Origin of the sequence: Stenotrophomonas sp. 1337 (genome assembly GCF_031455455.1) — a bacterium.
GTDB lineage: Bacteria > Pseudomonadota > Gammaproteobacteria > Xanthomonadales > Xanthomonadaceae > Stenotrophomonas > Stenotrophomonas indicatrix.
The window spans coordinates 290,849-315,767 of record NZ_JAVDSR010000002.1; the positions used below are offsets into that span (position 1 = coordinate 290,849).

At 67.0% G+C, this 24,919-nt stretch carries 21 protein-coding genes; 12 read left to right on the plus strand and 9 right to left on the minus strand.

The features are described 5' to 3' along the window. The first annotated feature begins 129 nt into the window (after positions 1 to 129). Complete coding sequence (locus J2X70_RS05225) at positions 130 to 867, plus strand: pseudouridine synthase (RefSeq protein WP_025875833.1); 738 nt, start codon at positions 130 to 132, stop codon at positions 865 to 867. 84 nt (positions 868 to 951) lie between these two features. Here J2X70_RS05225 and J2X70_RS05230 read toward each other — a convergent pair whose 3' ends face one another. Continuing rightward, a complete protein-coding gene (locus J2X70_RS05230) occupies positions 952 to 1,470 on the minus strand; it encodes a DUF2059 domain-containing protein (RefSeq protein ID WP_032978115.1) in 519 nt (172 codons plus the stop codon). 134 nt (positions 1,471 to 1,604) lie between these two features. Here J2X70_RS05230 and arfB point away from each other — a divergent pair, with 134 nt between their 5' ends. The 3 genes from arfB (at position 1,605) to dcp (ending at position 4,911) form a co-directional block, all read left to right on the plus strand. Beyond that, positions 1,605 to 2,036 (plus strand): alternative ribosome rescue aminoacyl-tRNA hydrolase ArfB, encoded by a 432-nt coding sequence (gene arfB, locus J2X70_RS05235; protein ID WP_025875829.1) that lies wholly within the window; start codon positions 1,605 to 1,607, stop codon positions 2,034 to 2,036. A 4-nt stretch (positions 2,037 to 2,040) separates the two neighbouring features. Continuing rightward, positions 2,041 to 2,643 (plus strand): lysophospholipid acyltransferase family protein, encoded by a 603-nt coding sequence (locus J2X70_RS05240; protein WP_025875827.1) that lies wholly within the window; start codon positions 2,041 to 2,043, stop codon positions 2,641 to 2,643. Positions 2,644 to 2,754: 111 nt separating this feature from the next. Next, positions 2,755 to 4,911: a peptidyl-dipeptidase Dcp gene (gene dcp / locus J2X70_RS05245; protein ID WP_025875824.1), complete on the plus strand. Its 2,157-nt coding sequence runs from the start codon at positions 2,755 to 2,757 to the stop codon at positions 4,909 to 4,911. A gap of 340 nt (positions 4,912 to 5,251) precedes the next feature. Here dcp and J2X70_RS05250 read toward each other — a convergent pair whose 3' ends face one another. Together J2X70_RS05250 and J2X70_RS05255 are read right to left on the minus strand one after the other, a co-directional pair. Continuing rightward, positions 5,252 to 5,698 carry a hypothetical protein gene (locus J2X70_RS05250; RefSeq protein WP_025875822.1) on the minus strand — a complete coding sequence of 149 codons (447 nt, stop codon included), beginning with the start codon at positions 5,696 to 5,698 and terminating at the stop codon, positions 5,252 to 5,254. Between the two features lie 3 nt (positions 5,699 to 5,701). Next, a complete protein-coding gene (locus tag J2X70_RS05255) occupies positions 5,702 to 6,103 on the minus strand; it encodes a hypothetical protein (protein WP_032978120.1) in 402 nt (133 codons plus the stop codon). A 233-nt stretch (positions 6,104 to 6,336) separates the two neighbouring features. Here J2X70_RS05255 and lepB point away from each other — a divergent pair, with 233 nt between their 5' ends. Both lepB and J2X70_RS05265 read left to right on the plus strand, forming a co-directional pair. After that, a complete protein-coding gene (gene lepB, locus J2X70_RS05260) occupies positions 6,337 to 6,963 on the plus strand; it encodes a signal peptidase I (RefSeq protein ID WP_025875818.1) in 627 nt (208 codons plus the stop codon). Positions 6,964 to 7,083: 120 nt separating this feature from the next. Continuing rightward, entirely contained in the window at positions 7,084 to 8,340 is a 1,257-nt protein-coding gene (locus J2X70_RS05265) for an MFS transporter (protein ID WP_032978124.1), read from the plus strand. Positions 8,341 to 8,423: 83 nt separating this feature from the next. On the opposite strand, the gene J2X70_RS05270 is transcribed toward J2X70_RS05265, so the two are convergent. Both J2X70_RS05270 and J2X70_RS05275 read right to left on the minus strand, forming a co-directional pair. After that, a complete protein-coding gene (locus J2X70_RS05270; protein WP_218788380.1) occupies positions 8,424 to 9,332 on the minus strand; it encodes a LysR family transcriptional regulator in 909 nt (302 codons plus the stop codon). A 349-nt stretch (positions 9,333 to 9,681) separates the two neighbouring features. Further along, positions 9,682 to 10,650 (minus strand): LysR substrate-binding domain-containing protein, encoded by a 969-nt coding sequence (locus tag J2X70_RS05275; protein WP_025875812.1) that lies wholly within the window; start codon positions 10,648 to 10,650, stop codon positions 9,682 to 9,684. 109 nt (positions 10,651 to 10,759) lie between these two features. Here J2X70_RS05275 and aceB point away from each other — a divergent pair, with 109 nt between their 5' ends. The 4 genes from aceB (at position 10,760) to J2X70_RS05295 (ending at position 17,671) form a co-directional block, all read left to right on the plus strand. Next, a complete protein-coding gene (gene aceB, locus J2X70_RS05280) occupies positions 10,760 to 12,382 on the plus strand; it encodes a malate synthase A (RefSeq protein WP_032978130.1) in 1,623 nt (540 codons plus the stop codon). 69 nt (positions 12,383 to 12,451) lie between these two features. Beyond that, positions 12,452 to 13,753, plus strand: coding sequence for an isocitrate lyase (gene aceA, locus J2X70_RS05285; RefSeq protein WP_309909293.1), 1,302 nt, complete (start codon positions 12,452 to 12,454; stop codon positions 13,751 to 13,753). A 366-nt stretch (positions 13,754 to 14,119) separates the two neighbouring features. After that, positions 14,120 to 15,160, plus strand: coding sequence for a GGDEF domain-containing protein (locus J2X70_RS05290; protein WP_025875806.1), 1,041 nt, complete (start codon positions 14,120 to 14,122; stop codon positions 15,158 to 15,160). 15 nt (positions 15,161 to 15,175) lie between these two features. Beyond that, positions 15,176 to 17,671, plus strand: coding sequence for a putative peptide modification system cyclase (locus tag J2X70_RS05295; RefSeq protein WP_195762980.1), 2,496 nt, complete (start codon positions 15,176 to 15,178; stop codon positions 17,669 to 17,671). A gap of 7 nt (positions 17,672 to 17,678) precedes the next feature. Here J2X70_RS05295 and J2X70_RS05300 read toward each other — a convergent pair whose 3' ends face one another. Then, on the minus strand, positions 17,679 to 17,984 hold the full coding sequence (locus tag J2X70_RS05300) for an NHLP-related RiPP peptide (RefSeq protein ID WP_309909296.1): 306 nt from the start codon (positions 17,982 to 17,984) through the stop codon (positions 17,679 to 17,681). 138 nt (positions 17,985 to 18,122) lie between these two features. Between J2X70_RS05300 and J2X70_RS05305 the strand changes: the two genes are divergently transcribed. After that, positions 18,123 to 19,298 (plus strand): putative peptide maturation dehydrogenase, encoded by a 1,176-nt coding sequence (locus tag J2X70_RS05305; protein ID WP_309909298.1) that lies wholly within the window; start codon positions 18,123 to 18,125, stop codon positions 19,296 to 19,298. Between the two features lie 45 nt (positions 19,299 to 19,343). Here J2X70_RS05305 and J2X70_RS05310 read toward each other — a convergent pair whose 3' ends face one another. Genes J2X70_RS05310 through J2X70_RS05320 form a run of 3 tightly spaced genes read right to left on the minus strand, consistent with a single transcriptional unit; the run spans position 19,344 to position 24,135 of the window. Further along, positions 19,344 to 21,326: an acetyl/propionyl/methylcrotonyl-CoA carboxylase subunit alpha gene (locus tag J2X70_RS05310; RefSeq protein WP_025875799.1), complete on the minus strand. Its 1,983-nt coding sequence runs from the start codon at positions 21,324 to 21,326 to the stop codon at positions 19,344 to 19,346. 26 nt (positions 21,327 to 21,352) lie between these two features. Next, positions 21,353 to 22,963, minus strand: coding sequence for a carboxyl transferase domain-containing protein (locus tag J2X70_RS05315; RefSeq protein WP_025875797.1), 1,611 nt, complete (start codon positions 22,961 to 22,963; stop codon positions 21,353 to 21,355). A gap of 8 nt (positions 22,964 to 22,971) precedes the next feature. Beyond that, entirely contained in the window at positions 22,972 to 24,135 is a 1,164-nt protein-coding gene (locus J2X70_RS05320; protein ID WP_025875795.1) for an isovaleryl-CoA dehydrogenase, read from the minus strand. Positions 24,136 to 24,294: 159 nt separating this feature from the next. Between J2X70_RS05320 and J2X70_RS05325 the strand changes: the two genes are divergently transcribed. Continuing rightward, entirely contained in the window at positions 24,295 to 24,903 is a 609-nt protein-coding gene (locus tag J2X70_RS05325; RefSeq protein ID WP_025875794.1) for a TetR/AcrR family transcriptional regulator, read from the plus strand. Positions 24,904 to 24,919 lie beyond the last annotated feature (16 nt).

Here is a 24,919-nt window from a genome sequence, read left to right on the forward strand (position 1 = left end):
AGCGCGGGTCGCTGGCCTGGTGCGGTAGTGCCGGCGGCTGGCCGGCAACCGCAGTCATCGGGCGACCTCGACGTTGCCGGCCAGCGGCCGGCACTACCCTGTTCAGCGCGTCATCCGGATAATCGCGCGGTGAGTACCGAACCTGACACCCTCGCCGCGGTCGAGACTGAAACCGCGCCCCTGCAGCTGCTGCACCTGGATGAACGACTGGCCGTGGTCAACAAGCCGGCCGGGCTGATGGTCCATGACAGCAAGCTGGCCCGTGGCGAAGATGATTTCCTCGCCGATCGCCTGCGCGAGCAGCTGGGCCGGCCGATCTTCCTGGTCCATCGCCTGGATCGCGCCACCAGCGGCTGCCTGTTGCTGGCCTTCGACCGTGATACGGCCAGTGCGCTGGGCAAGTCGTTGATGGGCGGCGAGGTGAGCAAGGATTACCTGGCCATCTGCCGCGGCTGGCCGGCCGAGGAGGCCTGGCAGGTCGACCACGATCTGGATGGCGGTCCCGGCAAGCCGGTGAAGAAGCCGGCGGTCACCGACTTCCAGCGCCTGGCTACCGGCGAACTGTCGGTACCGGTGGGCGAGTTCACCAGCTCGCGCTATGCACTGCTGCGCTGCCAGCCGCTGACCGGGCGCTTCCGGCAGATCCGCCGCCATCTCAAGCACCTGTCACATCACCTGATCGGTGATACCAGCCATGGTGATGGCCGGCACAACCGCAACTTCCGCATGCAGGGTGTGCACCGCATGCTGCTGCACGCCGAGCGCCTGCGCTTTCCGCATCCGGATGGTGGCACGGTGGATGTGCGCGCGCCGGTCGACGGTGAATTCCAGAAGGCGCTGGACCTGTTCGGCTGGCAGGCTCCGTAGCGGTAGCGCCGGGCCATGCCCGGCGGCTTCTGCGATGAAACGGCCGCGCTTCGCGCTCGCCGGGCATGGCCCGGCGCTACCGTCTTACTTCTTTTCCGGCTCGTTGACGATCGCTTCCAGATCCTTCTGCAGATCGGCGAACAGCGGCTGCATGCGCGTCTGGATCGCCACCATCACGTTCTGCATCAGCGCCGGGGTCTTGTCGAGCAGGCTCTGGCCGGCCGGGCTCTCGTAGAACTCGGCCATGGCCAGCACGTCTTCCTTGCTGAAGGTCTTCTTGTACAGGTCCACGTACATCGGCCGCAGCTGCTGCCACGACAGTGCCTGGCGCAGGGTCTGGCTGGTACGGGCCTGGATGCGCTGCAGCTGTTCCTGCTGCTGGGCGTTGAGCTTGCGCTGTGCGGCGACCTGCTGGAACTGCTGCTGCTGCATCGCTTCGATCTGCGGCAGCATGGTGTCGATCATGCTCTGCGCACGCGAGGCCGACAGCAGGCGGTTGATGTCGCCATCGGTGGGGGCTGCGGCCAGCACCGGCGCGCTTGCTGCGGCCAGCACCAGCAGCAGGGTCGCGCGGCGCAACAGGGAGGGAACGAAGCGGATCATGCGGAGCGTCCTGCAGTACACGGGATGGCAAGCATACCCCCGGCAAAGGCGAAGGCGGCGTGTTCGGTGCCTGATCGGCGGCATACGGGGCGTGATGGCAGCCACGGCAACGCGGCTGCCGCTACAATGCGCGGATGGGCAGTGGACCGGTCATCATCAGCGCGCAGCTTGAAATCCCCGACGGCGAGATCGTCGAGCGTTTCGTGCGTGCCAGTGGTGCCGGCGGCCAGAACGTCAACAAGGTCTCCACCGCGGTGGAACTGCGTTTCGACGTGGCCGGCTCGCCCTCGTTGCCCGAGCCGCTGCGCGAGCGCCTGTTGGCGCGGCGCGACCGGCGCATGACCGGCGAAGGCGTGCTGGTCATCGACGCGCAACGTTTCCGCACCCAGGATCGCAATCGCGAGGATGCGCGCGAGCGGCTGGCGGCCTTCATCCAGGCCGGGCTGAGCGTGCCCAAACCACGCAAGGCCACCAAGCCGACCTTCGGGTCGAAACTGCGTCGTCTGGACGCCAAACGCGGGCGCGCGCAGATCAAGCGCGGGCGCTCATCACGTGACTGGGAGTGATTGCTTGAACAACCCGACGCCGTTGCTGCCGGCCATTCCGCCGAACATGCCGCAGGTCAAGCCCAACCGTTTCCTGCGCTGGCTGGCGCGCTGCACGCTGCGCATGGGCGGCTGGAAAGTGACCGGTACGCTGCCGAACGTTCCCAGGCTGGTCTTCATCATCGCTCCGCATTCGTCCAACTGGGACGGGCTGTGGGGCATGGCCGCCAAGATCGCACTGGGCATGAAAGTGAAGGTGCTGGGCAAGGCCTCGCTGTTCTGGTGGCCACTGGGCCCGCTGCTGCACAAGCTGGGCGTGATCCCGCTGGATCGCAGCTCGCCGCAGGGCACTGTCGGCCAGGCCGTGGACCTGCTGCGCAACAACGAGAAGATGTGGTTCGCCATCACCCCCGAGGGCACCCGCAAGGCCGTGAAGGACTGGAAGGCCGGCTTCCTGAAGATTGCGCGGATGGCCGACGTGCCGATCCTGGCCGCGTATTTCCACTACCCGGAAAAGACCATCGGCATCGGCCCGCTGTTCACGCCGACCGGCGATGATGCCGCAGACATGGCGACCATCCGCGAGTTCTACCGGCCCTGGATCGGCAAGACCCGCGGCACGGTCTGAGCCAGCCGCTGCTGGCAGCGTAGACGCCACGTCCGGCACATGCCGGGCGCCCGTGACAGGAGTAGGGTGGACGGCTGCCATCCCGTACCGTCTGCCCAAGGAGCGTTTTACATGTCGCGTACCGTAGTCCTGGCCGCCGCCATCAGCCTGGCGCTGGCGGCCTGTTCCGGCAAGGAGTCCACCCCCGTGTCCGAAGCCCAGAATGCACCGGCCCAGCAGCCGGCCGAAGCCTCCACCAATCCGCTGCTGACCGCCAGCAGCCTGCCGTTCCAGGCACCGCCGTTCGACAAGATCAAGGACAGCGATTACCTGCCGGCCTTCGAAGAAGGCATGCGCCAGCATCTGGCCGACGTGCGCAAGATCGCCGACAGCGCCGAGCCGGCCACCTTCGACAACACCATCGTGGCGATGGAGCGCAGCGGCGAGACCCTGACCCGCGTGTCGCGCATCTTCTTCGGCCTGGTCCAAGCCGACACCAACGATGCCCGCCAGAAGATCCAGGAAGAAGTGGCGCCGAAGCTGGCCGCGCACCAAGACGAGATCAACCTCGATCCGAAGCTGTTCGCGCGCGTGAAGTCGCTGTACGACCAGCGTGAGACGCTGGGCCTGGATCCGGTGCAGAAGCGCCTGGTCGAGCACTACTACGACGGCCTGGTGCGCGCCGGCGCACAGCTGTCCGACGCCGACAAGGCGAGCCTGCGCAAGCTCAACGTGGAAGAAACCACGCTGTCCACCCAGTTCCACACCCGCCTGGTGGCTGCAACCGCCGCTGCTGCGGTCGTGGTGGACGACAAGGCCAAGCTGGCCGGCCTGGACGAGGGCGCGGTCAACAATGCCGCCGCCGCCGCCAAGGACCGCAAGCTGGATGGCAAGTTCCTGCTGCCGCTGCAGAACACCACCCAGCAGCCGGTGCTCGGTTCGCTGACCGACCGCGACCAGCGCGCCGCCGTGCTGAAGGCTTCGGAAACCCGTGCCGAGCGTGGCGATGCCAACGACACCCGGCAGACCGTGCAGCGCCTGGCCCAGCTGCGTGCGCAGAAGGCCAAGCTGCTCGGCTTCGACACCTTCGCCGACTACCAGCTGGGCGACCAGATGGCCAAGACCCCGGCGGCCGCACTGAAGCTGCTGACCGACACCGTGCCTGCCGCCACCGCCAAGGCGCGTGCCGAAGCCGGTGAGATCCAGAAGGTGATCGACGCCCAGAAGGGTGGTTTCCAGGTGGCCGCCTCGGATTGGGATTTCTACGCCGAGCAGGTGCGCAAGGCCAAGTACGATCTGGACGAGTCGCAGATCAAGCCGTACTTCGAGCTGGACAACGTGCTGCAGAACGGCGTCTTCTACGCCGCCACCCAGCTGTACGGCATCACCTTCAAGCCGCGCACCGACATTCCGACCTACAACCCGGACATGAAGGTGTACGAAGTGTTCGACAAGGACGGCACCTCGCTGGCCCTGTTCTACACCGACTACTTCAAGCGTGACAGCAAGTCCGGTGGCGCCTGGATGGACGTATTCGTCGAACAGGACGGCCTCACCGGTGCCAAGCCGGTGGTCTACAACGTCTGCAACTTCACCAAACCGGCCGCCGGCCAGCCTGCGCTGATCAGCTTCGACGACGTCACCACGATGTTCCATGAGTTCGGCCATGCACTGCATGGCATGTTCTCGAACGTGAAGTACCCGTCGATCGCCGGTACCGCCACCTCGCGCGATTTCGTCGAGTTCCCGTCGCAGTTCAACGAACACTGGGCGCTGGACCCGAAGGTGTTCGCCAACTACGCCAAGCACTACAAGACCGGCGAAGCGATGCCGCAGGAACTGGTCGACAAGATCCTCAAGGCGCGCAGCTTCAACCAGGGCTATGCGACCACCGAGTACCTGTCGGCGGCACTGCTCGACCTGGCCTGGCACACGCAGAAGGCCGATGCCCCGCTGCAGGACGTCGGGGCCTTCGAAGCGAGCGCGCTGAAGAAGTTCAAGGTCGACCTGCCGCAGGTGCCGCCGCGTTACCGCACCACCTACTTCGACCACATCTGGGGTGGCGGTTACTCGGCCGGCTACTACGCCTACTTCTGGGCGGAAGTGCTGGACCATGACGCCTACCAGTGGTTCACCGAACACGGTGGCCTGACCGCCGCCAACGGCCAGGAATTCCGCGACAAGATCCTCTCGCGCGGCAACAGCGTGGAGCTGTCGACCCTGTACCGCGATTTCCGCGGCAAGGACCCGTCGGTGGAGCCGCTGCTGAAGTTCCGCGGCCTGAAGTAAGCGCGGCCTGAAGTACGAAAAACAAAACGGCGGGGGCAACCCCGCCGTTTTTCGTTGTGTCGCTCATCCACGCATGGCGTGGATCCATGTGTCGACCAAGATCGACACCCATCAAGAGCAGGCCATGCCATTCCGACAGGTCGCGGAAATCTGTCGAAGGCGGGGCGGGTCCGGTTGCGGGGGCGTGAGCGCCATGGATGGCGCGATCGAGCTTACATGGACGTACTTGCAGCGTCCCCCGCAACCGGCCCCACCCCGCCATCCCCCAGGAAACCGGCTTTGGCTGTTGAGGTTGCCGGCCAGCGGCCGGCACTACCGGGTGCCGGGCGCAGCCCGGCCATCACGTCCCTACATGCACCCGGTTCGCCTGCTCGGCCAACCCCAGGTGATCCAGCGCGATATCCAGCGCCAGTACATAGCTCTGCGCGCCGTACCCGGCGGCGATGCCCAGGCGCTGGCCAACACCGGCCGGCAGGCACGGCTCGGCCACGGCGCCATCGTCATGCACTTCCACGTACGCGTTGTGCAGGTAGGGCAGCAGCCGCTGCAGGCGCAGGCTGTCGGCACATGCGCCCGGATCCAGCAGCGTCACCTCGCCACGGCTGTGGTCGGCCACGCGCAGCGCGTCCAGCAGTTCCTGCTCCGAACCGCAGGCGCGGATCGCCACGCTGGTGCCCGCATCGATCGCACGGTGCACCAGTGATTTCAGTACCGGCGCCGGCAGCGGCGCGGCGGTGCGGATCAATGCGCCCGCCGCTTCCGGGCCACGGATGATGAAGATCGACATGGCTCAGCCCTCCCGTGCCAGGCGACGGCTGACGATGGCCAATGACAGCGGATAACCCGCCTGCTGGCTGCGCTGGTCGACCACCACGGCGGCCGGGCCGTGCTGCAGGCGCAGGCGCGCTTCCAGACCGGGCTGGTGCGGCGACTGCAGTTCGATGTACTCCGCCGGCAGACCGTCCAGCGCCGCCTGCAGCGCACCGCCCTCGGCACACCATTGCGCCTCGTCGGCGACGCCGACATCAAGCAGCACCCAGTCCGCGGTGCGCGCCTGCGGCTGGCACAGACACTGACGCACATCGGCCAGGCTGGCGCAGTCGGTGCACAGCACCGGATGGCCGGACAACTCGGCCGGCAGCAGCGGACGCGGCACCGACGGCGACGCATGCCGGATCACCAGGAGGGTCATACAACACCTTGCGCAAAGCGCCCTGCGGCGCGGTAGGCACACGATGCGCGTGGGGGCCGTAAAGGTGCGATGCCCAGTGCCCGGCCCGGGCGTAAAACCTTCATAACGTCCGGCCGGAATGCACCCGGTGGCTGCCGACCGTTGATCGGCACGGGCATGGAGACCGGCATGATGCGCGGGAACCTCACGCCTGCCCTTGCGGTCTGACGCCCACCCACCACCCGGAGCCTGACATGGATGCTGTAGCCCGTCCGCCGTTCCCAGAGCGCGCGCTCACCTGGCTGAAGAAGGAGGCACTGCCGCTGCTGGTGATGCTGGGCCTGCTCGCTGCCGCCCGCGACACCCTCGCCAACCACTATGTCGTGCCCAGCGGTTCGATGCAGCCGACGCTGCAACCGGGTGACCGGGTGGTGGTGGACATGCGCGCCTACGGCCTGCGCCTGCCGTTCACCAGCCAGGAGCTGCTGGCTACCGGCACGCCGCAGCGGGGTGAGGTGGCGGTGTTCGATTCGCCGGCCGACGGCACCCGCCTGATCAAGCGCGTCGCCGCCGTGGCCGGCGACCACGTGCAGCTGCGCGATGGCCACCTGAGCATCAACGGCCAGCCGCTGCAGATCGCCGACCTGGCCGACACCGAAGCTTTCGGAGAGCGCCGCGCCAGCCTCGATCTGGACAGCGGCGGTGGCCCGGACATCGCGGATCTGCAGGTGCCCGCCGGCAAGGTGCTGGTGCTGGGCGACCATCGTGGCAACAGCTTCGACGGTCGCTTCTTCGGCTTCGTCGATGCGGACAAGATCTATGGCCGCGCAGTGGCGGTGTACTACCGCCGTGGCGACGGCTTCGAGTGGCAGCGGCTGTAAGCTTATCGATATGCCAGAAGTATCAATCATGACCTATCAGGTTATGGATCGACTGGATGGACGGGCCTAGTCTGGGACCCGTCCCCTCCAATCCGGCCGCCCCCACGGCCCACCGCTCCCATGACTGGCGATACCCCGGCGGCCCTCGCCGACCGTCCCCGTACTGACCACGCTCCCGTCGACACCCGCATCCAGCAGGGAACGCCGGCCTTCCGCCGCACCGCGCTGGCGCTGTTCCTGGCTGGCTTTTCGACCTTTGGCCTGCTGTACACGGTGCAGCCACTGCTGCCCGAGTTCAGTCGCCACTTCGGTGTGTCTGCTGCCGGCAGCGCGATGTCGCTGTCGCTGACCACCGGCACCCTGGCCGTGGCCATGCTGCTGGCGGGCCTGCTGTCCGATGCGGTCGGCCGGCGCCCGCTGATGATCGTTGCGTTGCTGGCCTCGGCCACGCTGTCGCTGTGCACCGCACTGGTCGACGACTGGGCCACCCTGCTGGTGCTGCGCACCCTGTTGGGGCTGGCATTGAGCGGCGTGCCGGCGGTGGCGATGACCTACCTGGTGGAAGAGATGGACAGCCGCGCGCTGGGCCTGGCGATGGGCCTGTACATCGGCGGCAACGCCATCGGTGGCATGAGCGGGCGCCTGCTGGCCGGCATCATCGCCGACCACTGGGGCTGGCGCTGGGGCATCGGCGTGGTCTCGATCATCGCCATCGCCAGCACCGTGCTGCTGTGGCTGCAGCTGCCACCGTCGCGCCACTTCCAGGCCAGTCGCAGTGGCCTGCGCCAGCTGCCCGCGCGCTGGCGCACGCTGTTCGCCGATCCCGGCCTGCCGTGGCTGTTCGCGACCTCGTTCGTGCTGATGGGTGTGTTCGTCACCCTCTACAACTACCTCGGCTATCACCTGCTGGCGCCGCCGTACCACCTCAGCCAGACCGTGGTCGGGTTGATCTTCAGCGTGTATCTGGTCGGCACCTTCAGTTCGGCGTGGATGGGCCAGCAGGCCACGCGCCATGGGCGCGGTCGCATCCTGGCGATCTCCTTCGGCCTGATCGCCGCCGGCATCGTGCTGCTGGCGATGCCGTGGCTGCCGGCGATGGCAGTGGGCATCGCGCTGGTGACCTTCGGTTTCTTCGGTGGTCATTCGGTGGCCAGCAGCTGGGTCGGCAGTCGTGCTGGTTCGATGCGTGCGGAAGCGTCGGCGCTGTACCTGTTTGCCTACTACCTGGGATCGAGCGTGCTGGGCGGCGTGGGTGGTCTGGCCTATGCCGCGTGGGACTGGCTGGGCGTGTGCGCATTCGCCGCGCTGTTGACCCTGATCGGCGGTGGCATCGTGTGGGCGCTACAGCAGCGCGCGCCGCAGCCGGTGACCGCCTGACGCCCGCCGGGCATGGCCCGGCGCTACCTGGGTGGGCCAGCGGTAGCGCCGGGCCGTGCCCGGCGAGCGCGCAGCGCGGCACCTCACGCTTCGGCAAACGCCTCGCGCAGCAGCCCGGCGAAATTGCGGATCAACGGCGTCACCCCCTCGCGGCGCCACGCCAACTGCACTTCCGAATGCGCGCCGGCATCGGCCAGCGGCACGAAGCGCGCACCTTCCACCCGGATGTGGTCGCACGACGAAGGCAGGATCGCCGCACCCAGTCCCGCAGCGGCCAGGCTGATCAGCGTTGAAGCCTCACCGGCTTCCTGCACGATGCGCGGGGTGAAACCCGCTGCCGCGCACAGCGCGATCATGTGGTCATGGATGCCCGCCCCGGCGCTGCGGCGGAACGCCACGAACGGTTCCTGCGCCAGATCACGCAACGCCAGCGTGCCGCCTTTCGACAGGCGACGCAGGGCAGGGTGGTCGGCATGCACGATCAACGCCAGTGGATCGACGAACAGGCTGTGCGCCACCAGCTCGGCCGGCAGCGTGCGCTTGCGGATGATGCCCACATCCAGGCTGCCATCGAGCAGCGCATCGATCTGCTGCAGGGTGTTCATCTCGCTCAACTGCAGCCGCACCTGCGGATACTGCTGGCGGTACTGCAGGATCGAACGCGGAATCTGCGGTGACAACGGCGTGGCCCGGGTCAGGCCGATACGCAGCTCACCCTGCTCGCCACGCTGCGCGCGCTGCACTTCATCCACCGCCAATTCCACCTGCTGCACGATGCTGCGCGCACGTTCCTGCAGCAGTTCCCCTGCAGCGGTCAGCTGCACACGCCGATGGCTGCGCACGAACAGGCGCGCACCGATCAGTTCCTCCAGCTGCCGGATCTGCTGGCTGAGCGGCGGCTGCGACATCCCCAACCGCTCGGCCGCCTGGCCGAAGTGCAGGGTATCGGCAACGGCAAGGAAGTAGCGCAGGTGGCGGAGTTCGATGGACATGGCCTCAGTCTATCCAGCCCGACGCCGGGAATCGTCATCCACGCATGTCGTGGATCAACCGTGTCGACCAAGGTCGACACCCACCAAGAGCAGGCCATGCCGTTCCGACAGATCGCGGAAATCTGTCAGAGGTGGGGCGGTGTGGGTGGGCAGGACCGTTGGCGCCATGGATGGCGCCATCGAGCCCCCAAGGACGGGTTTACGGCGTGTCCTGCCCACTCACACCGCCCCGCCATCCCACGGAATCCCCGCTGTTGCCTTTGACGTTGCCGTTGCCGTTGCCTCTGCCGTTGCCGTTGCCGTTGCCGTTGATTCGGCAGGTGCAGGGCGCAGCCCTGCCGACAACCCCTCACCGCTCCGAATGCCCGCTCTGGTCGTAATCGCGCGGGCTGAACAACTCTGGCTGGATCAGCTCGATGAACGCCCGCGCCTGCGCCGACAGCGCCTTGCCACGCCGCACGATCACCCCGTAACTGCGCTCCGGGAACCAGCGCTTCATCGACCGTGCGGCCAACCGTTCGCGGTCGGCATCGTTCAGGCACAGCGCCGGCACGATGGAAATACCCATGCCCATCGCCACGTACTGCTTGATCACCTCCCAGCCGCCCACTTCCAGCGCAACGGTGTAGGCGATGCGGTGACGCTGGAACACCTGGTCCACCAGCCGGTAGGTGATCTGCCGTTTCGGCGGCAGCACCAGCGGGTAACGGGCGATGTCGGCCAGTTCCAGCTCGCCACCGCTGGCCAGCGGATGGTCATGCGGGGCGATCAGCACCTGTTCGAAACGGTAGGCCGGCGCATAGCTGAGGTCAGCCGGTACATCGGTCATCGAGCCGATCGCCAGGTCGGCGGCATCCTCGCGCAGCAGGTCGGTGCCGTCGGCGCTGATGGCGTTGTGCAGGGTCAGGCGTACGTCGGGGTAATGCTGGCGGAAGCGTTCGACGATCTTCGGCAGCAGGTACAGGATGGTCGAGCTGTTGGCAGCGATGTTCAGCTCGCCCGCGTCCAGCCCGCGCACCTTGTCGCGGAAGCGCGCTTCCAGACCGTCCAGGCTCTCCACCAGCGGCTGCGCCATTTCATACAGCAGCTGGCCCTCGCGACTGGGCACCAGGCGCCGGCCGCTGCGCTCGAACAGCGGTACCCCCAGCTCACGCTCCAGCGCCTGCAACTGCAGGCTGATGGCCGGTTGGCTGACGAAAAGTGCCTCAGCCGCCCGTGAGACTGAGCCCAGGCGTACCGTCTGGCAGAACGCGCGCAGCGGCTTCAGCCGATCGGATTTGTAGGAAAAACGAGGACTTGGCGGGCTACGCGTGGTCATGGCGTCACAAGTATTAGCACAAATTATGTAAAGCATTGCAAAAACTGTTTTGCCAAATACAGGGCTGCGGCCGCACGGTGGAGTCGTTCCCCCACGCTGGAGTTCTGCCATGTCCGCCGTCGCTTCCGCTGTTCCCTCCACCGCAGCCAAGGCCACGCCGGGCATCGCCCTGGCGACCCAGGTGGCGGGCCAGGCCACCGTGCTGCCGGCGCCGTTGCTGGCCCTGCTGGTGTCCCTGCACCGGGCAGTGGAACCCGGCCGGCAGGCGCGGCTGCAGGCCCGTCGCGAGCGCCAGGCATTCTTCGACCAGGGCGGCCTGCCGGACTTCCGCCAGGACACCACCGCGATCCGCAGCGGTGACTGGACCGTGGCGCCGCTGCCGGCCGCGCTGCAGGACCGTCGCGTCGAGATCACCGGCCCGACCGACCCGAAGATGGTCATCAACGCGCTGAACTCCGGCGCCAAGGTGTTCATGGCCGACTTCGAGGATTCGACCTCGCCGACCTGGCGCAACCTGCTGGCCGGTCAGCAGTCGCTGGCCGCTGCGGTGCGCGGCGACCTGCAGTACACCGCACCCAATGGCAAGCACTACGCACTGCGCCCTTATGAGGAGCAGGCGGTGCTGATCGTGCGTCCGCGCGGCTGGCACCTGGACGAAAAGCATGTGCGCGTGGATGGCCAGTTCCTCGCCGGCGGCCTGTTCGATGCGGCGGTCTTTGCCTTCCACAATGCGCGCGCGCTGCAGTCCAGGGACCGCGGCCCGTACTTCTACCTGCCCAAGCTGCAGAGCATGGAAGAGGCGGCGCTTTGGGAGACCGCGCTGTCGCACATCGAAGGCATGCTCGGCCTGCCGCACGGGCAGATCAAGGTGACCGTGCTGATCGAAACGCTGCCGGCAGTGTTCGAGATGGATGAGATCCTGCACGCCCTGCGCGATCGCATCGTCGGCCTCAACTGCGGGCGCTGGGATTACATCTTCTCGTACCTGAAGACCTTCCGCCGCCACGCTGACCGCGTGCTGCCCGAGCGAGGCCAGGTGACCATGACCCAGCCGTTCCTGAAGGCGTATTCGGAACTGCTGATCCAGACCTGCCATCGCCGCGGCGCACATGCGATGGGCGGCATGGCCGCGCAGATTCCGATCAACAACGATGCCGCCGCCAACGAGCAGGCGATGGCGCGGGTGCGTGCCGACAAGCTGCGCGAAGTGAGCGCTGGCCACGATGGCACGTGGGTCGCCCATCCGGCGCTGATTCCGGTGGCGATGGCGATCTTCGACGAGCACATGCCCACGCCCAACCAGCACCACGTGCTGCGCCAGGATGTGCGCGTGGGTCGCGATGAACTGATCGCGCGGCCGCCGGGCACGATCACCCGCGCTGGCTTCGAAGGCAATGTCGAAGTCTGCGTGCGCTACCTGGCCGCATGGCTGGATGGCAACGGCTGCGTGCCGATCCACCACCTGATGGAGGACGCGGCCACTGCCGAGATCAGCCGCAGCCAGCTGTGGCAGTGGCTGCATACCCCGGGCCAGCAGCTGGACGACGGCACTGCCATCGATCTGGCGCTGCTCGATACCACCCTGGCGCAGCTGCCGGCGCGCCTCGGCGATACCTCGGCGCTGCCTGGCGGCGGCCGCATCGAAGAAGCCATCACCCTGCTGGCCGAGTTGAGCCGCAGCAACGAACTGACCGACTTCCTGACCCTGCCGGCGTACGCGCGCATCGACTGACCGCTGCATGCCGGTTTTCCCGCCGCTTCCTTCCCCGCTGCATCCGCACGAACCGAACTGGAGATAGACATGAGCATGCTGCCCACTGCCGAACAGATCCAGCACGACTGGGACACCAATCCGCGCTGGGAAGGCATCCAGCGCAACTACAGCGCCGCCGACGTGGTGCGCCTGCGTGGCACCGTCCATATCGAGCATTCGCTGGCCCGGCTGGGCGCGGAAAAGCTGTGGAAGTCACTGCATGAGCGCGACTTCGTCAACGCGCTCGGCGCGCTGACCGGCAACCAGGCCATGCAGCAGGTGAAGGCCGGGCTGAAGGCGATCTACCTGTCCGGCTGGCAGGTGGCGGCCGATGCCAACCTGGCCGGGCAGATGTACCCGGACCAGTCGTTGTACCCGGCCGATTCGGTGCCGGCGGTGGTCAAGCGCATCAACAACACGCTGCTGCGTGCCGACCAGCTGCACCATGCCGAAGGCAAGGATGACATCGACTTCCTGCAGCCGATCGTGGCCGACGCCGAAGCCGGTTTCGGCGGCGTGCTCAACGCCTTCGAGCTGATGAAGGCGATGATCGAAGCCGGTGCTGCCGGCGTGCACTTCGAAGACCAGCTGGCCTCGGTGAAGAAGTGCGGGCACATGGGTGGCAAGGTGCTGGTGCCGACCCGCGAGGCGATCGAGAAGCTCAACGCCGCGCGGCTGGCCGCCGACGTGCTGGGCGTGCCGACCCTGCTGGTGGCGCGTACCGACGCCGAGGCGGCTGATCTGCTGACCAGCGACATCGATGGCAACGATAAACCGTTCGCCACCGGCGAGCGCACCGTGGAGGGCTTCTACAAGACCCGCAACGGCCTGGACCAGGCCATCAGCCGCGGCCTGGCCTACGCACCGTATGCTGACCTGGTGTGGTGTGAGACCGGCAAGCCGGACCTGGAATTCGCGCGGAAGTTCGCCGAGGCGATCCATGCGAAGTTCCCCGGCAAGCTGCTGGCCTACAACTGCTCGCCCAGCTTCAACTGGAAGAAGAACCTGGACGACGCCACCATTGCCAGGTTCCAGAAGGAGCTGGGCAGCTACGGCTACAAGTTCCAGTTCATCACCCTGGCCGGTTTCCACGCGCTGAACTACGGCATGTTCAATCTGGCCCACGGCTATGCGCGCCGGCAGATGAGCGCCTTCGTGGAGCTGCAGGAGGCCGAGTTCGAAGCGGCCGAGCGCGGCTTCACCGCAGTCAAGCACCAGCGCGAGGTCGGCACCGGCTACTTCGATGCGGTGACCCAGGCGATCCAGCAGGGGCAGTCCTCGACCACGGCGCTGACCGGTTCGACCGAGGAAGAGCAGTTCCATGGCGAGCGCAGCGAACGGGCTGCGTGATCTGGTCGTGCCGGCCGCTGGCCGGCAACCCTTTGTGTTCCCGCAGTCCTTGATGCTGTCGGCCAGCGGCCGGCGCGACCAGGGCTCGGACTGATCAGGGTGGCCAGGGAAGGGCCAGACGACGCCGGCAGATCGGGGGATCTGCCGGCGTTGTTGTATCTGCGGCTGCTGCGACAATCGGCGTCGCGGTCACCGCAAGCTATTGATATGGCTTTCTTTCTTCCTGCGCCCAACGCGTGTGAATGGGCACGGTTGAGCCATGCAGGGCGGGGCACCGCGTCTTCACAAAAATGAGAAGCGGCGCACAGTTTGATTCACTGATATGCTCCGCGGCTCACCAGGGGACGCTGGCGGCGGGTGCAGGGAATGACCGGCAGGGGTGCGGCCGAGAACATCGACACGACAACCGGTATCGCCAAGGTGGCGATGGCCGAGATCGTGCATGCGCTGCTTTCCGACGAAGAGGTCGCCCTGTTTGCCCGGTTTGCCCAGCCCTGCCGGCTGCAGGCGGGCCAGTGGCTGTTCCACCGCGGCCATCGCGGCGAGTGCATGTACATCATCCTGGAAGGCCTGATCGAGCTGGATTTCGGCGAGGATCTGGTGCTCAAGACACTCGGCCGGCATGAGTTCTTCGGTGAGCTCGGCCTGTTGATGGGCGACCACCCGCGCAGCGCCAGCGCGCGGGTGATGGCCGACTGTCACGTGCTGGAGCTGGGACCGGCTGATTTCCATCGCCTGGTCGAGTCCGACCCGGGGCTGGTGGCCTACTTCCTGCGGCGCACGATCCTGCGTGTGCTGACCAACGAGCAGGCCCTGATCAGCCAACTGCGGCGGCGCAACCATGACCTGGAAGCCGCGCTGGACAACCTGTACATCACCACCCACCAGCTGACCCACACGCGTGAGCTGGTGCGCACCGACGAACTGACCGGCCTGCACAACCGCCGTGGCCTGGCCCTGTTCCTGCAGGAATGCCGCACGCAGGAAGAGGGGCCGCCGCAGGCGCTGCTGCTGATCGATTGCGACCGCTTCAAGCAGATCAACGACCGCCACGGCCACCAGGCCGGCGACCGGGTGCTGCAGAGCATGGGCAACATCCTGCGCTCGATGGCCGGCGAACATGACCTGGCCTGCCGCTTGGGCGGCGACGAGTTCTGCCTGATCCTGCGCCGGGCCAATGTCGAGATCGTGCAGCACGCGGCTGAATTCATCCTCAGCGCGGTGCACGGCCTGCTCGAGCGCAGCCATGGCACCCCGCACGTCAGCCTGGCCAGCATCGGTGCCAGCCTGCTGGCCCCTGACGCGGACTGGAGCGAGTGGTACGCTCGCGCCGATCGTGCGCTGTACCAAGCCAAGCGCGCAGGCGGCAACTGCCTGCGGTGGGCCAATGGCCCGGATGGACACTGAGCGGAGATCCTGGCGATGAATGGCGACAACGGAACGTCGGCCCCGCATAACGCCCAGCTGCGGGCGCTGCTGTTCACCGACCTGTGTGATTCGCTGCAACTGGTGGAGCGTATCGGCGATGCTGCCGCAGCCACCCTGTTCCAGGAGCACGACCGTCTGGTGCTGGTGTTGCAGCATCGCTGGAATGGGCAGTTGATCGACCGTTCCGACGGTCTGTTCCTGCTGTTCGAACGCCCGGTGGATGCGCTCGGGTTTGCACTGGATTACCAGCGCGACCTGCAGGCACTGGGCGAGCAACGCAGGGTCGAGCTGCGCGCACGAGCGGGCCTGCATGTGGGTGATGTGCTGACCTGGGAAAACAGTCCCGAAGCGGTCAAGGTCGGCGCCAAGTCGATGGAAGTCGAAGGCCTGGCCAAGCCGATGGCCGCGCGCCTGATGACCCTGGCGCGCCCAGGCCAGATCCTGATGTCGGCAGTTGCCGAATCACTGACCCGCCGCGCCACGGATGCCTTGGGCGAGCGTGGCCAACGCTTGCTATGGAAGTCGCACGGGCGTTGGCGGTTCAAAGGCATGCCGACCGTCCAGGAAGTGATTGAAGTTGGCGAGATCGGCTTTGCTCCGCTGCGCCCGCCGCGCGCCAACGCCAAGGCACGGCGTGATCTTCCGTTGTGGCGGCAGCCGGTGGTATTGCTGGCGGAAAGCCTGATCCTGGCGTCTGTGGTGGTGGGGGGCTGGTTCCTGCTGCGCCCGGAGCCAGCCATCGCATTCTCAGAGCGCGATTGGGTGGTGCTGGCCGACCTTGAAAATTTCACCGGTGAGCCGGTGTTCGATGAATCGACACGCCATGCGATCCTGATCGCACTGGAACAGTCGCGCTACGTGAATGTGCTGTCCGAAGGCAAGATCCGCGAAAGCCTGGAAATGGCGCGCTTGTCCGGCGATACCCGCTTGAATCGCGGTGCAGCGATCGATGTGGCCATGCGCGAAGGTGCTCGAGCGGTCCTGCTGCCGACCGTACGCCCCAAGGCAGGGGGCTATCAGCTGGGAATCGACGTGGTGGCCCCCGGCAGCGGGCAGGTGGTGCGCAGCTTCACCGTCGCCGCCGACGGCCCCGACCAGATGATGTTCGCGGTGGACGATGTCGTCGGTCGTCTGCGCCGTGGCCTGGGCGAATCGGTGGCCAGCCTGGAGCAGTCCTTGCCGCTGCCGAAAGCCTCTACCCGTGACCTGCGTGCTCTGCGCGCCTATGCCCTGGCCGAGAATGCCCTGGGTCAGCGGCGCTTCGAGGAAGCACGCAATCTCTACCAGGCTGCGATCGACATCGATCCCGGTTTCGCGCTGGCCTACATGGGCGTGGCCAAGCTGCTGGCCCGCACCGAAGAAGGGCGGCAGGCCCGCGAGGCGATGCAGCATGCGCTCGCCCAGCAGGAACGCCTGCCACCGCGCGAGCGCCTGTACCTGAAGGCCTGGCAGGAAGAACTGGAACCGGGCGGCTGGGCCCTGGAGCAATGGCGGACGCTGGCCAAGGTCTATCCCGATTCCTTCGCCGGGCTGTCCAATACGTCCTGGCTTCTGTTGCAGGACAATCGTTTCAGCGAAGCCGAATCCTACGCACATGCGGCGTCCGTACCGCAGGATCCGCTGCGGCTGTATCCGATGGTGCAGTTGGCACGCATCCAGATCGCCCACAACCAACCGCAGCTGGCCGCCGAAACGCTGATGCAGGCACAAGGTCTGCGCGGCCGCGATGATCCCGATGACACCGGCGTCGATGTATTTGTGGCGCAGCGCCGTTACGTACAGGCCGGCCAGCTGCTTGTGAAGCTGCGCACCGGAGATGCGCTGGCGCAGCGGATGCGGCTGCGTGCACAGCTGCTGCTGGCTGCCGACCAAGGTGATTGCGCGTCGATGCAGGCGGCCGTGCGCGCGGACGCACCGGCACCTGAGCTTGCGGACATGCAGGTACAGCAGCGATTGCAGCACGCCAGCGTGACCACGTTGTGCGCGGCGGGCGACAAAGCCGAACTGCAGGCCATCGCAGCGCAGCTGCAGCCGCTGCTGGAAGATCGCGACGATCCCATGCAGCAGGCCCGCAGCCTGCAGTGGCTGGCCCTTGTCTATCTGGCTCAGCGGCAGGGACAGACCGATGTTGCCGAAGCCTGGCTGCATGCCAACGAGGCGCTGCTGCGCGCCCAGCGCAGCCCGATGGTCGGTAAATGGATGCGCGTGGTTGCGGCGATGGGCGAACTGCAGAGGCAACGGCCGGACGCTGCGCGGGCCCTGATCGAGCCGATGCTCGATGGCAGCGAGCCGGTGCAGGCGCACGTGGTACTGCTGCATGCGCTACGTGCGCAGAGCGATGAAACAGGCGTACGCCGCGAGCAGGAATGGCTGGCCCGCCACCGTGGCCAGGCCATTGCCGAAGTCTCGGCGATGCAGGTCTGGCAGCCGCTGAACGTGCACGATGTATCGAGCTGGGCCGCACCGGTGAAGGCGGGCGGCGCGCCCTGAGCCGGTATCAGCCGCCGATGCAATCGTCGACTTTGCCCGCTTCGAAGCAGAACACCACATTCATCGCGGTCAGCGAGCTGGCGAGGTGTTTCTGCAGGCCGTCGCGAACGCGGCGAAGCTCCTCCACCGGGGCGAGCGAGTCGATCTTCATGCAGTCCTTCTCACCCAAGGCAGCATCCAGACCGATGCTGGAGAGGGCCTTGGCCGGCGATTCGGTGAAGCGTTCGCGGAAGGCTGTATCGTTGATGAGGTTGTCCAGAAGTACGCCGGCATCTTCAGCGGAAAGGCGAGGGTCGGTAGCCATGTCGATCATCCAGAGTAGAACTTACGGTATCGGCCACCACCGCTCGGCATTTAGGGCGATGTGTGCATTGCACAGAAGCGCCTCCACAGTACCGCGGCCGTTGCGGGCAACCCGCATACTACGGTTTCCACTGGTGGATGATGAAAGATGCAGATCCGACGTTGCGCTATCGTGATGTTCGAACCCCGCAGCGAGGTCTCGCTGGACCTCTCCCTGCTGCTGCAGGGCCAGGCGGGACTGGTAACGCGCATGCATTGGCAGGCCCTTGCCGCCCATCTGGACGCACCCGTGGGGGTGAGCATCGAGGAAATCGATGTGCTGGGCCGCATCGAGCCGGATCGCTGGGTGGAGCCTGCACAGGTCGGCCTCGAAGGCGCCGCGCTGGCACGCCTGCTGGAGATCGGTCTGGTGATCAGCCAGGAGCCAGGTGAGGCTTCGCATCGTGACCGCGACCAGCGCGTGCGCGACGCCAACTGGTGGCCGCTGTCGGCGTTGCAGCACCGGATGGGACGCTGGGGCGGCATCAACAGCGCGCGTGAGATGCGCGAGCACAAGCTGGTCACGGCGCAGGATCTGCATGCCAGGTTCGGTGCACCGCCCGCCGCAGTGGATGCGCCCGGTACCGACCCCTTGATGTTGCCCGATACGCCTGACGATGCGCGCGACGAGCTGCTGCGAAAGCGTGCAACCTGCCGAAACTTCGACGCGCAGCGCACGTTGGCGCTGCCGCTGTTGGCGCAGGTACTCAAGCGGACCGTGCAGGCACACGCCGCATTGCGGCCGGGGGATGGCATGGAGTTCCTGAAGAAGCACATTCCTTCCGGCGGCGGTCTGCATCCGTTGGAAACCTATGTGGTCGCCCTGGCTGTCGACGGTCTTGCGCCGGGCGTCTATCACTACCACCCGCTGGAACACGCATTGCGACTGGTCGCCGTTGCCACCGACGACCTGCGCACCTTGATGCTGGGTTTTGTGTCCGGGCAGGACTGGTTCGCCGACGCCCCGCTGCACCTCATCCAGGTGGCACGCTTCCCACGCAGCTTCTGGAAATACCGCCACCATCCAAAGGCCTACCGGGCGGTACTGCTTGATGCGGGGCACCTGTCGCAACAATGGATGCTGTCAGCCACCGAGCTTGGACTGGCCGCTTATGTGACCGCGGCGATCAACGAGATCGACGTGGAGAAGGCGCTGGGGCTGGATGGCATCGATGCCAGCCCGGTGATGATATGCGGCCTGGGGTGGCGCGCGGACGCGCAGGTCACCAGTGAATTCGACCCGCTGCAGCAGGTCTGGCGCGGGAATCCGGCTCCGCAACCTTGACCTCGTGGCAGCAGGTAGGCCGGACAACGCCCGGCCCACCCTCCATCACGCTGCTTCGAAATCCACCAGCACCGCGCCGTCGCCCACCTGGTCGCCGGCCTTGGCCCGATAGCCCTTCACCGTGCCATCGGCCGGTGCCTGCAGGGTGTGCTCCATCTTCATCGCTTCCAGCACCACCAGCGGCGTGCCGCGCTTGACCTGCGTGCCCGCCGCCACCAGCGTTGCGACGATCCTGCCGGGCATCGGTGCCAGCAGGCTGCCGGCATCGGCGCTGGCCTGCTCGGATTCGCCCACCGGGTCGTGCAGGGTGAAGCGGTGCTGGCCATCGCTGGCGAACAGGTACAGCTGATCGCCGTCGCGCTGCAGCTGCAGCCGCCAGCGGCGCTCGTCCATCTGTACCGACAGGGTCTGGCCATCGGCATGGCCGACCACCTGTTTCGGCGCTGCGTCACCGCACTGCACGCGCCAGCCATCGGCAGTGGTCCACACCTTCAGCGTGTGTGCCCGCTCTCCCTGCTGCAGCGGCACCGAGCGCGCGGCAGGCACGCCCAGCCGCCAGCCATCCTGTGCCTGCCACGGTGAATGCGGGTCGCGTGCATCGGCGGCAGCGGCAGGTGTGCTTGCCACCGCGGCGATCGCTGCCAGTTCCCACAGCGCCTGCTCACCGTCACCGGTGACCGCCAGTGCGGCCTGCTCGCGCTCGATCAGCGCGGTATCCAGCTTGGCGTTGGCGAACGAGTCGGTCTGCACCAGGCGCCGCAGGAAACCGGCATTGGTGGTTACGCCCACCACCTGGCAGTCGGCCAGGGCCTGGCTCATGCGCCGCAGCGCGGCGTCGCGGTCCACGTCCCAGACGATCAGTTTGGCGATCATCGGGTCGTAGTACGGGGTGATGCTGTCGCCTTCTTCCACACCAGTGTCCACCCGCACGTTGGCCGACGGGGTCGGCAGGCGCAGGCGGCGCAGGGTGCCGGTGGAGGGCAGGAAGCCGCGGTCGGCATCTTCGGCGTACAAGCGCGCTTCGAGGGCATGGCCGTGGATGGCCAGTTCGTCCTGGCGCTTGGGCAGCGGCTGGCCAGCGGCCACGCGCAGCTGCCACTCCACCAGGTCGGTGCCGGTGATGAACTCGGTGACCGGGTGTTCGACCTGCAGGCGGGTGTTCATTTCCATGAAGTAGAAATCGCCGTCCGGGCCGGCGATGAACTCCACCGTGCCGGCACCGACGTAGCCCACTGCGCGCGCGGCATCGACGGCGGCCTTGCCCATCGCGGCGCGGCGGTCGGCGCTCATGCCCGGGGCCGGCGCTTCTTCCAGCACCTTCTGGTGGCGTCGCTGCACCGAGCAGTCGCGCTCGAACAGATACACCGCCTCGCCCTGGCCACCGCCGAATACCTGGATTTCGATATGGCGCGGGCGCTCGACATACTTCTCGACCAGCACGTGGTCGTTGCCGAACGCCGAGGCCGCCTCGCGCTGGCAGCTGGCCAGCGCATCGACGAAGTCCTCGCTGCGCTCGACCTTGCGCATGCCTTTGCCGCCGCCGCCGGCGCTGGCCTTGATCAGCACCGGATAGCCGATGCCGTCGGCCTGGGCGCGCAGGAACTCCGGCGCCTGCTGGTCGCCGTGGTAGCCCGGCGTCAACGGCACGCCGGCCTTGGCCATCAGTGCCTTGGCTGCACTCTTGTCGCCCATCGCGCGGATCGCACTGGCCGGCGGACCGATGAAGGCGATGCCGGCCGCCACGCAGGCGTCGGCGAAGTCGGCGTTCTCGGACAGGAAGCCGTAGCCGGGATGGATGGCCTGCGCGCCGCTGCGGCGTGCGGCGTCGAGGATGGCATCGCTGCGCAGGTAGCTCTCGCGCGCGGCCGCCGGGCCGATGTGGATGGCTTCGTCGGCCAGCCGCACGTGGCGCGCATTGCGGTCGGCATCGGAATACACCGCCACGGTGGCGATGCCGAGGCGGCGGCAGGTGGCGATGACGCGGCAGGCGATCTCGCCGCGGTTGGCGATCAGGACTTTGCTGAACATGGCAACAGACTCGGTCATGGCACAGGTCACATGCGGAACACGCCGAAGCGCGTCTGCTGCGGGGGGGCGTTGAGGCTGGCCGACAGGGCCAGGGCCAGTACCCGGCGGGTATCGACCGGATCGATCACGCCGTCGTCCCACAGGCGCGCACTGGCGTAGTACGGGTGGCCCTGCTGCTCGAACTGGTCGCGGATCGGTGCCTTGAACGCATCCTCTTCCTCGCCCGGCCACTGCCCGCCCTTGGCTTCGATGCCATCACGCTTGACCGTGGCCAGCACGCTGGCGGCCTGTTCTCCGCCCATCACGCCGATGCGTGCGTTCGGCCACATCCACAGGAAGTTGGGCGAGTACGCACGGCCGCACATGCCGTAGTTGCCGGCACCGAACGAACCACCGATCACCACGGTGAACTTGGGTACCTTGGCGCAGGCCACCGCCATCACCAGCTTGGCCCCGTCCTTGGCGATGCCACCCTGTTCGTATTTGCGGCCGACCATGAAGCCGGTGATGTTCTGCAGGAACACCAGCGGAATGTTGCGCTGGGTGCACAGCTCGATGAAGTGCGCGCCCTTCAGCGCGGACTCGGAGAACAGGATGCCGTTGTTGGCGATGATGCCGACCGGATAGCCGTGCAGATGGGCGAAGCCGGTGACCAGCGTTGCGCCATAGCGCGGCTTGAACTCGTCAAAGCGCGAGCCGTCGACCAGTCGCGCGATCACTTCGCGCACGTCGTAGGGCTTGCGCGTATCAGCCGGGATCACCCCGTACAGTTCGTGTGCCGGCAGCAGCGGTTCTTCCACCGGCTGCAGCGCCATCGCGGCTTCGGGCTTGCGCCAGTTGAGCTGGGCGATGATCGCGCGCACCCGTGCCAACGCCTGCAGGTCGTTGTCGGCCATGTGGTCGGCCACACCGGAAATGCGCGTGTGCACGTCGGCACCGCCCAGTTCTTCGGCCGTCACCACTTCACCGGTGGCCGCCTTCACCAGCGGCGGGCCGCCGAGGAAGATGGTGCCCTGCTCGCGCACGATCACCGTCTCGTCGCTCATCGCCGGCACGTAGGCACCACCGGCGGTGCAGCTGCCCATCACGCAGGCGATCTGCGGGATGCCCTGCGCGGAGAGATTGGCCTGGTTGTAGAAGATGCGGCCGAAATGGTCGCGGTCCGGGAACACCTCGTCCTGCAGCGGCAGGAAGGCGCCACCGGAATCGACCAGGTAGATGCACGGCAGGTGGTTCTGCTCGGCGATCTCCTGCGCGCGCAGGTGTTTCTTCACTGTCACCGGGTAATAGGTGCCGCCCTTGACCGTGGCATCGTTGGCCACGATCACGCACTCCACGCCGCTCACCCGGCCAATGCCTGCGACCACGCCGGCGGCGGGCACGGCATCGTCGTACATGCCGTGCGCGGCCAGCGGTGCGATCTCCAGGAACGCGCTGCCCGGGTCGAGCAGCGCATCGATGCGGTCACGCACCAGCAGCTTGCCGCGTGCGGTGTGCTTGGCCCGCGCCGCCTCGCTTCCACCCAGGGCGGTGCGGGCGAGGGTGGCGTGCAGGTCGTCGACTACGGCCTGCATCGCCGCGCGGTTGCTTTCAAACGTTTCGCTGCCCGGTTGCAGCTGGCTGCCTAGGATGCTCATGGGGTGCCTTACAGGGTGCGCTGGAACAGTTCGCGGCCGATCAGCATGCGGCGGATCTCCGAGGTGCCGGCGCCGATTTCATACAGCTTGGCGTCGCGCCACAAGCGGCCGGTCGGGTATTCATTGATGTAGCCGTTGCCGCCGAGGATCTGGATCGCCTGGCCGGTCAGCCACGTTGCCTTCTCGGCGGCGTACAGGATCGCGCCGGCCGCATCCTGGCGGGTGGTACGGCCCTGGTCGCAGGCGCGCGCCACGGCATACACATAGGCGCGGCAGGCACCCAGGCCCACGTACATGTCGGCGATCTTGGCCTGGATCAGCTGGAAGCTGCCGATCGGCTCACCGAACTGGTGGCGTTCGTGCACGTACGGCATGACCACGTCCATGGCTGCAGCCATCAGGCCCAGCGGGCCGCCGGACAGCACCACGCGCTCGTAGTCCAGGCCGGACATCAGCACGCGCACGCCGCCGCCGACCGCGCCCAGCACGTTTTCTTCGGGAATCTCGCAGTCCTGGAACACCAGTTCGCAGGTGGGCGAGGACCGCATGCCCAGCTTGTCCAGCTTCTGCGCGGTGGAGAAACCCTTCATGCCCTTCTCGACCAGGAACGCGGTGATGCCCTTGGCGCCGGCTTCGACATCGGTCTTGGCGTACACCACCAGCACGTCGGCGTCGGGGCCGTTGGTGATCCACATCTTGTTGCCGTTGAGCACGTAGCGGTCGCCGCGCTTGTCCGCGCGCAGCTTCATCGACACCACGTCCGAACCCGCACCCGGTTCGCTCATCGCCAGCGCGCCGACCTTGGCGCCGCTGCACAGGTCCGGCAGGAAGCGCTGCTTCTGCGCTTCGGTGCCGTTCTTGCGCAGCTGGTTCACGCACAGGTTCGAGTGCGCGCCGTAGGACAGGGCGATGCCGCCGGAGGCGCGGGAGATTTCTTCCATCGCCACCACGTGGGCCAGGTAGCCCATGCCGGTGCCGCCGTATTCTTCTTCCACGGTCAGGCCCAGCAGGCCCTGTTCGCCCAACTTGGGCCATAGTGCCAACGGGAACTGGTTGGTTGCATCGGCCTCGGCCGCGAGCGGCGCGATCTCGGCAGCGGCAAAATGGGCCACGCTCTGGCGCAGCAGGTCGATATCTTCGCCGAGGTCGAAGTTCAGGGATGGCACGTGCATTGCGATGGCTCCACGAGGGAAGGTGGGGAATGGACGCACCCGGAAGGGGAAGCGGGCGGCCGTTCACAGCAGCGGCCCGCGCGGGCGATTGGACCCCAGCGTAGCGGGGTTCGGGTAAGAAGTGAATACAAATTCAAAAATTGAAACCAGACTCAGAACATGGCCTACAAACGCTCAGCATTGATGGAAGAACGCCTGGCCGGGGCCCGTGAACGGATCCTGCTGGCCACCCGCGAACTGGTCGCCACCGGCGGCTGGCGCAACGCGCCGGTAACCGCCGTGGCCACCCAGGCCGGGGTCTCCACCGGCCTGATCTACCGCCACTTCCCGTCCAAGGCCGAGCTGTTCGTGGAAGTGCTCAACGCTGCCGTGGCCCATGAGGTGGCGATCATGGAGCGCATCGCCAGTGCGCCGCAGCCGGCCAGCGTGCGCCTGCGCCAGGCCATCACCGCCTTCGTCCGCCGTGCCCTGGCCGGCCCGGGCCTGGCCCATGCCTTCATCGTCGAACCGGTGGACCCGGACGTGGAAGCCGAGCGCATGCGCGGCCGCCGTGCCTTCGGTGACGTGTTCCTGCGCCTGGTGGAAGAGGGCGTGGCGGCCGGTGAACTGCCGGCACAGGACGCGCACGCTGCCGCCGCCTGCCTGGTGGGTGCCTTCACCGAAGCGATGGTGGGCCCGACCGCACCCAGCCGCGAAGCGCACCGCGACGAGGACGCACTGGTCGAGGCCATCTGCAGTTTCTGCCTGCGGGCTGTTGGCGCAGGGTGATGCCGCCGTTGCGCGT

Bases quoted from the DNA above. Each gene is read 5' to 3' on its own strand.
- J2X70_RS05300 (WP_309909296.1), bottom strand. From the start codon at position 17,984: ATGATCGACATGGCTACCGACCCTCGCCTTTCCGCTGAAGATGCCGGC.
- J2X70_RS05310 (WP_025875799.1), bottom strand. From the start codon at position 21,326: ATGTTCAGCAAAGTCCTGATCGCCAACCGCGGCGAGATCGCCTGCCGC.
- arfB (WP_025875829.1), top strand. From the start codon at position 1,605: ATGGGCAGTGGACCGGTCATCATCAGCGCGCAGCTTGAAATCCCCGAC.
- aceB (WP_032978130.1), top strand. From the start codon at position 10,760: ATGTCCGCCGTCGCTTCCGCTGTTCCCTCCACCGCAGCCAAGGCCACG.
- aceA (WP_309909293.1), top strand. From the start codon at position 12,452: ATGAGCATGCTGCCCACTGCCGAACAGATCCAGCACGACTGGGACACC.
- lepB (WP_025875818.1), top strand. From the start codon at position 6,337: ATGGATGCTGTAGCCCGTCCGCCGTTCCCAGAGCGCGCGCTCACCTGG.
- J2X70_RS05320 (WP_025875795.1), bottom strand. From the start codon at position 24,135: ATGCACGTGCCATCCCTGAACTTCGACCTCGGCGAAGATATCGACCTG.
- J2X70_RS05305 (WP_309909298.1), top strand. From the start codon at position 18,123: ATGCAGATCCGACGTTGCGCTATCGTGATGTTCGAACCCCGCAGCGAG.
- J2X70_RS05250 (WP_025875822.1), bottom strand. From the start codon at position 5,698: ATGTCGATCTTCATCATCCGTGGCCCGGAAGCGGCGGGCGCATTGATC.
- J2X70_RS05255 (WP_032978120.1), bottom strand. From the start codon at position 6,103: ATGACCCTCCTGGTGATCCGGCATGCGTCGCCGTCGGTGCCGCGTCCG.
- J2X70_RS05315 (WP_025875797.1), bottom strand. From the start codon at position 22,963: ATGAGCATCCTAGGCAGCCAGCTGCAACCGGGCAGCGAAACGTTTGAA.
- dcp (WP_025875824.1), top strand. From the start codon at position 2,755: ATGTCGCGTACCGTAGTCCTGGCCGCCGCCATCAGCCTGGCGCTGGCG.
- J2X70_RS05275 (WP_025875812.1), bottom strand. From the start codon at position 10,650: ATGACCACGCGTAGCCCGCCAAGTCCTCGTTTTTCCTACAAATCCGAT.
- J2X70_RS05295 (WP_195762980.1), top strand. From the start codon at position 15,176: ATGAATGGCGACAACGGAACGTCGGCCCCGCATAACGCCCAGCTGCGG.
- J2X70_RS05230 (WP_032978115.1), bottom strand. From the start codon at position 1,470: ATGATCCGCTTCGTTCCCTCCCTGTTGCGCCGCGCGACCCTGCTGCTG.
- J2X70_RS05265 (WP_032978124.1), top strand. From the start codon at position 7,084: ATGACTGGCGATACCCCGGCGGCCCTCGCCGACCGTCCCCGTACTGAC.
- J2X70_RS05270 (WP_218788380.1), bottom strand. From the start codon at position 9,332: ATGTCCATCGAACTCCGCCACCTGCGCTACTTCCTTGCCGTTGCCGAT.
- J2X70_RS05290 (WP_025875806.1), top strand. From the start codon at position 14,120: ATGACCGGCAGGGGTGCGGCCGAGAACATCGACACGACAACCGGTATC.
- J2X70_RS05325 (WP_025875794.1), top strand. From the start codon at position 24,295: ATGGCCTACAAACGCTCAGCATTGATGGAAGAACGCCTGGCCGGGGCC.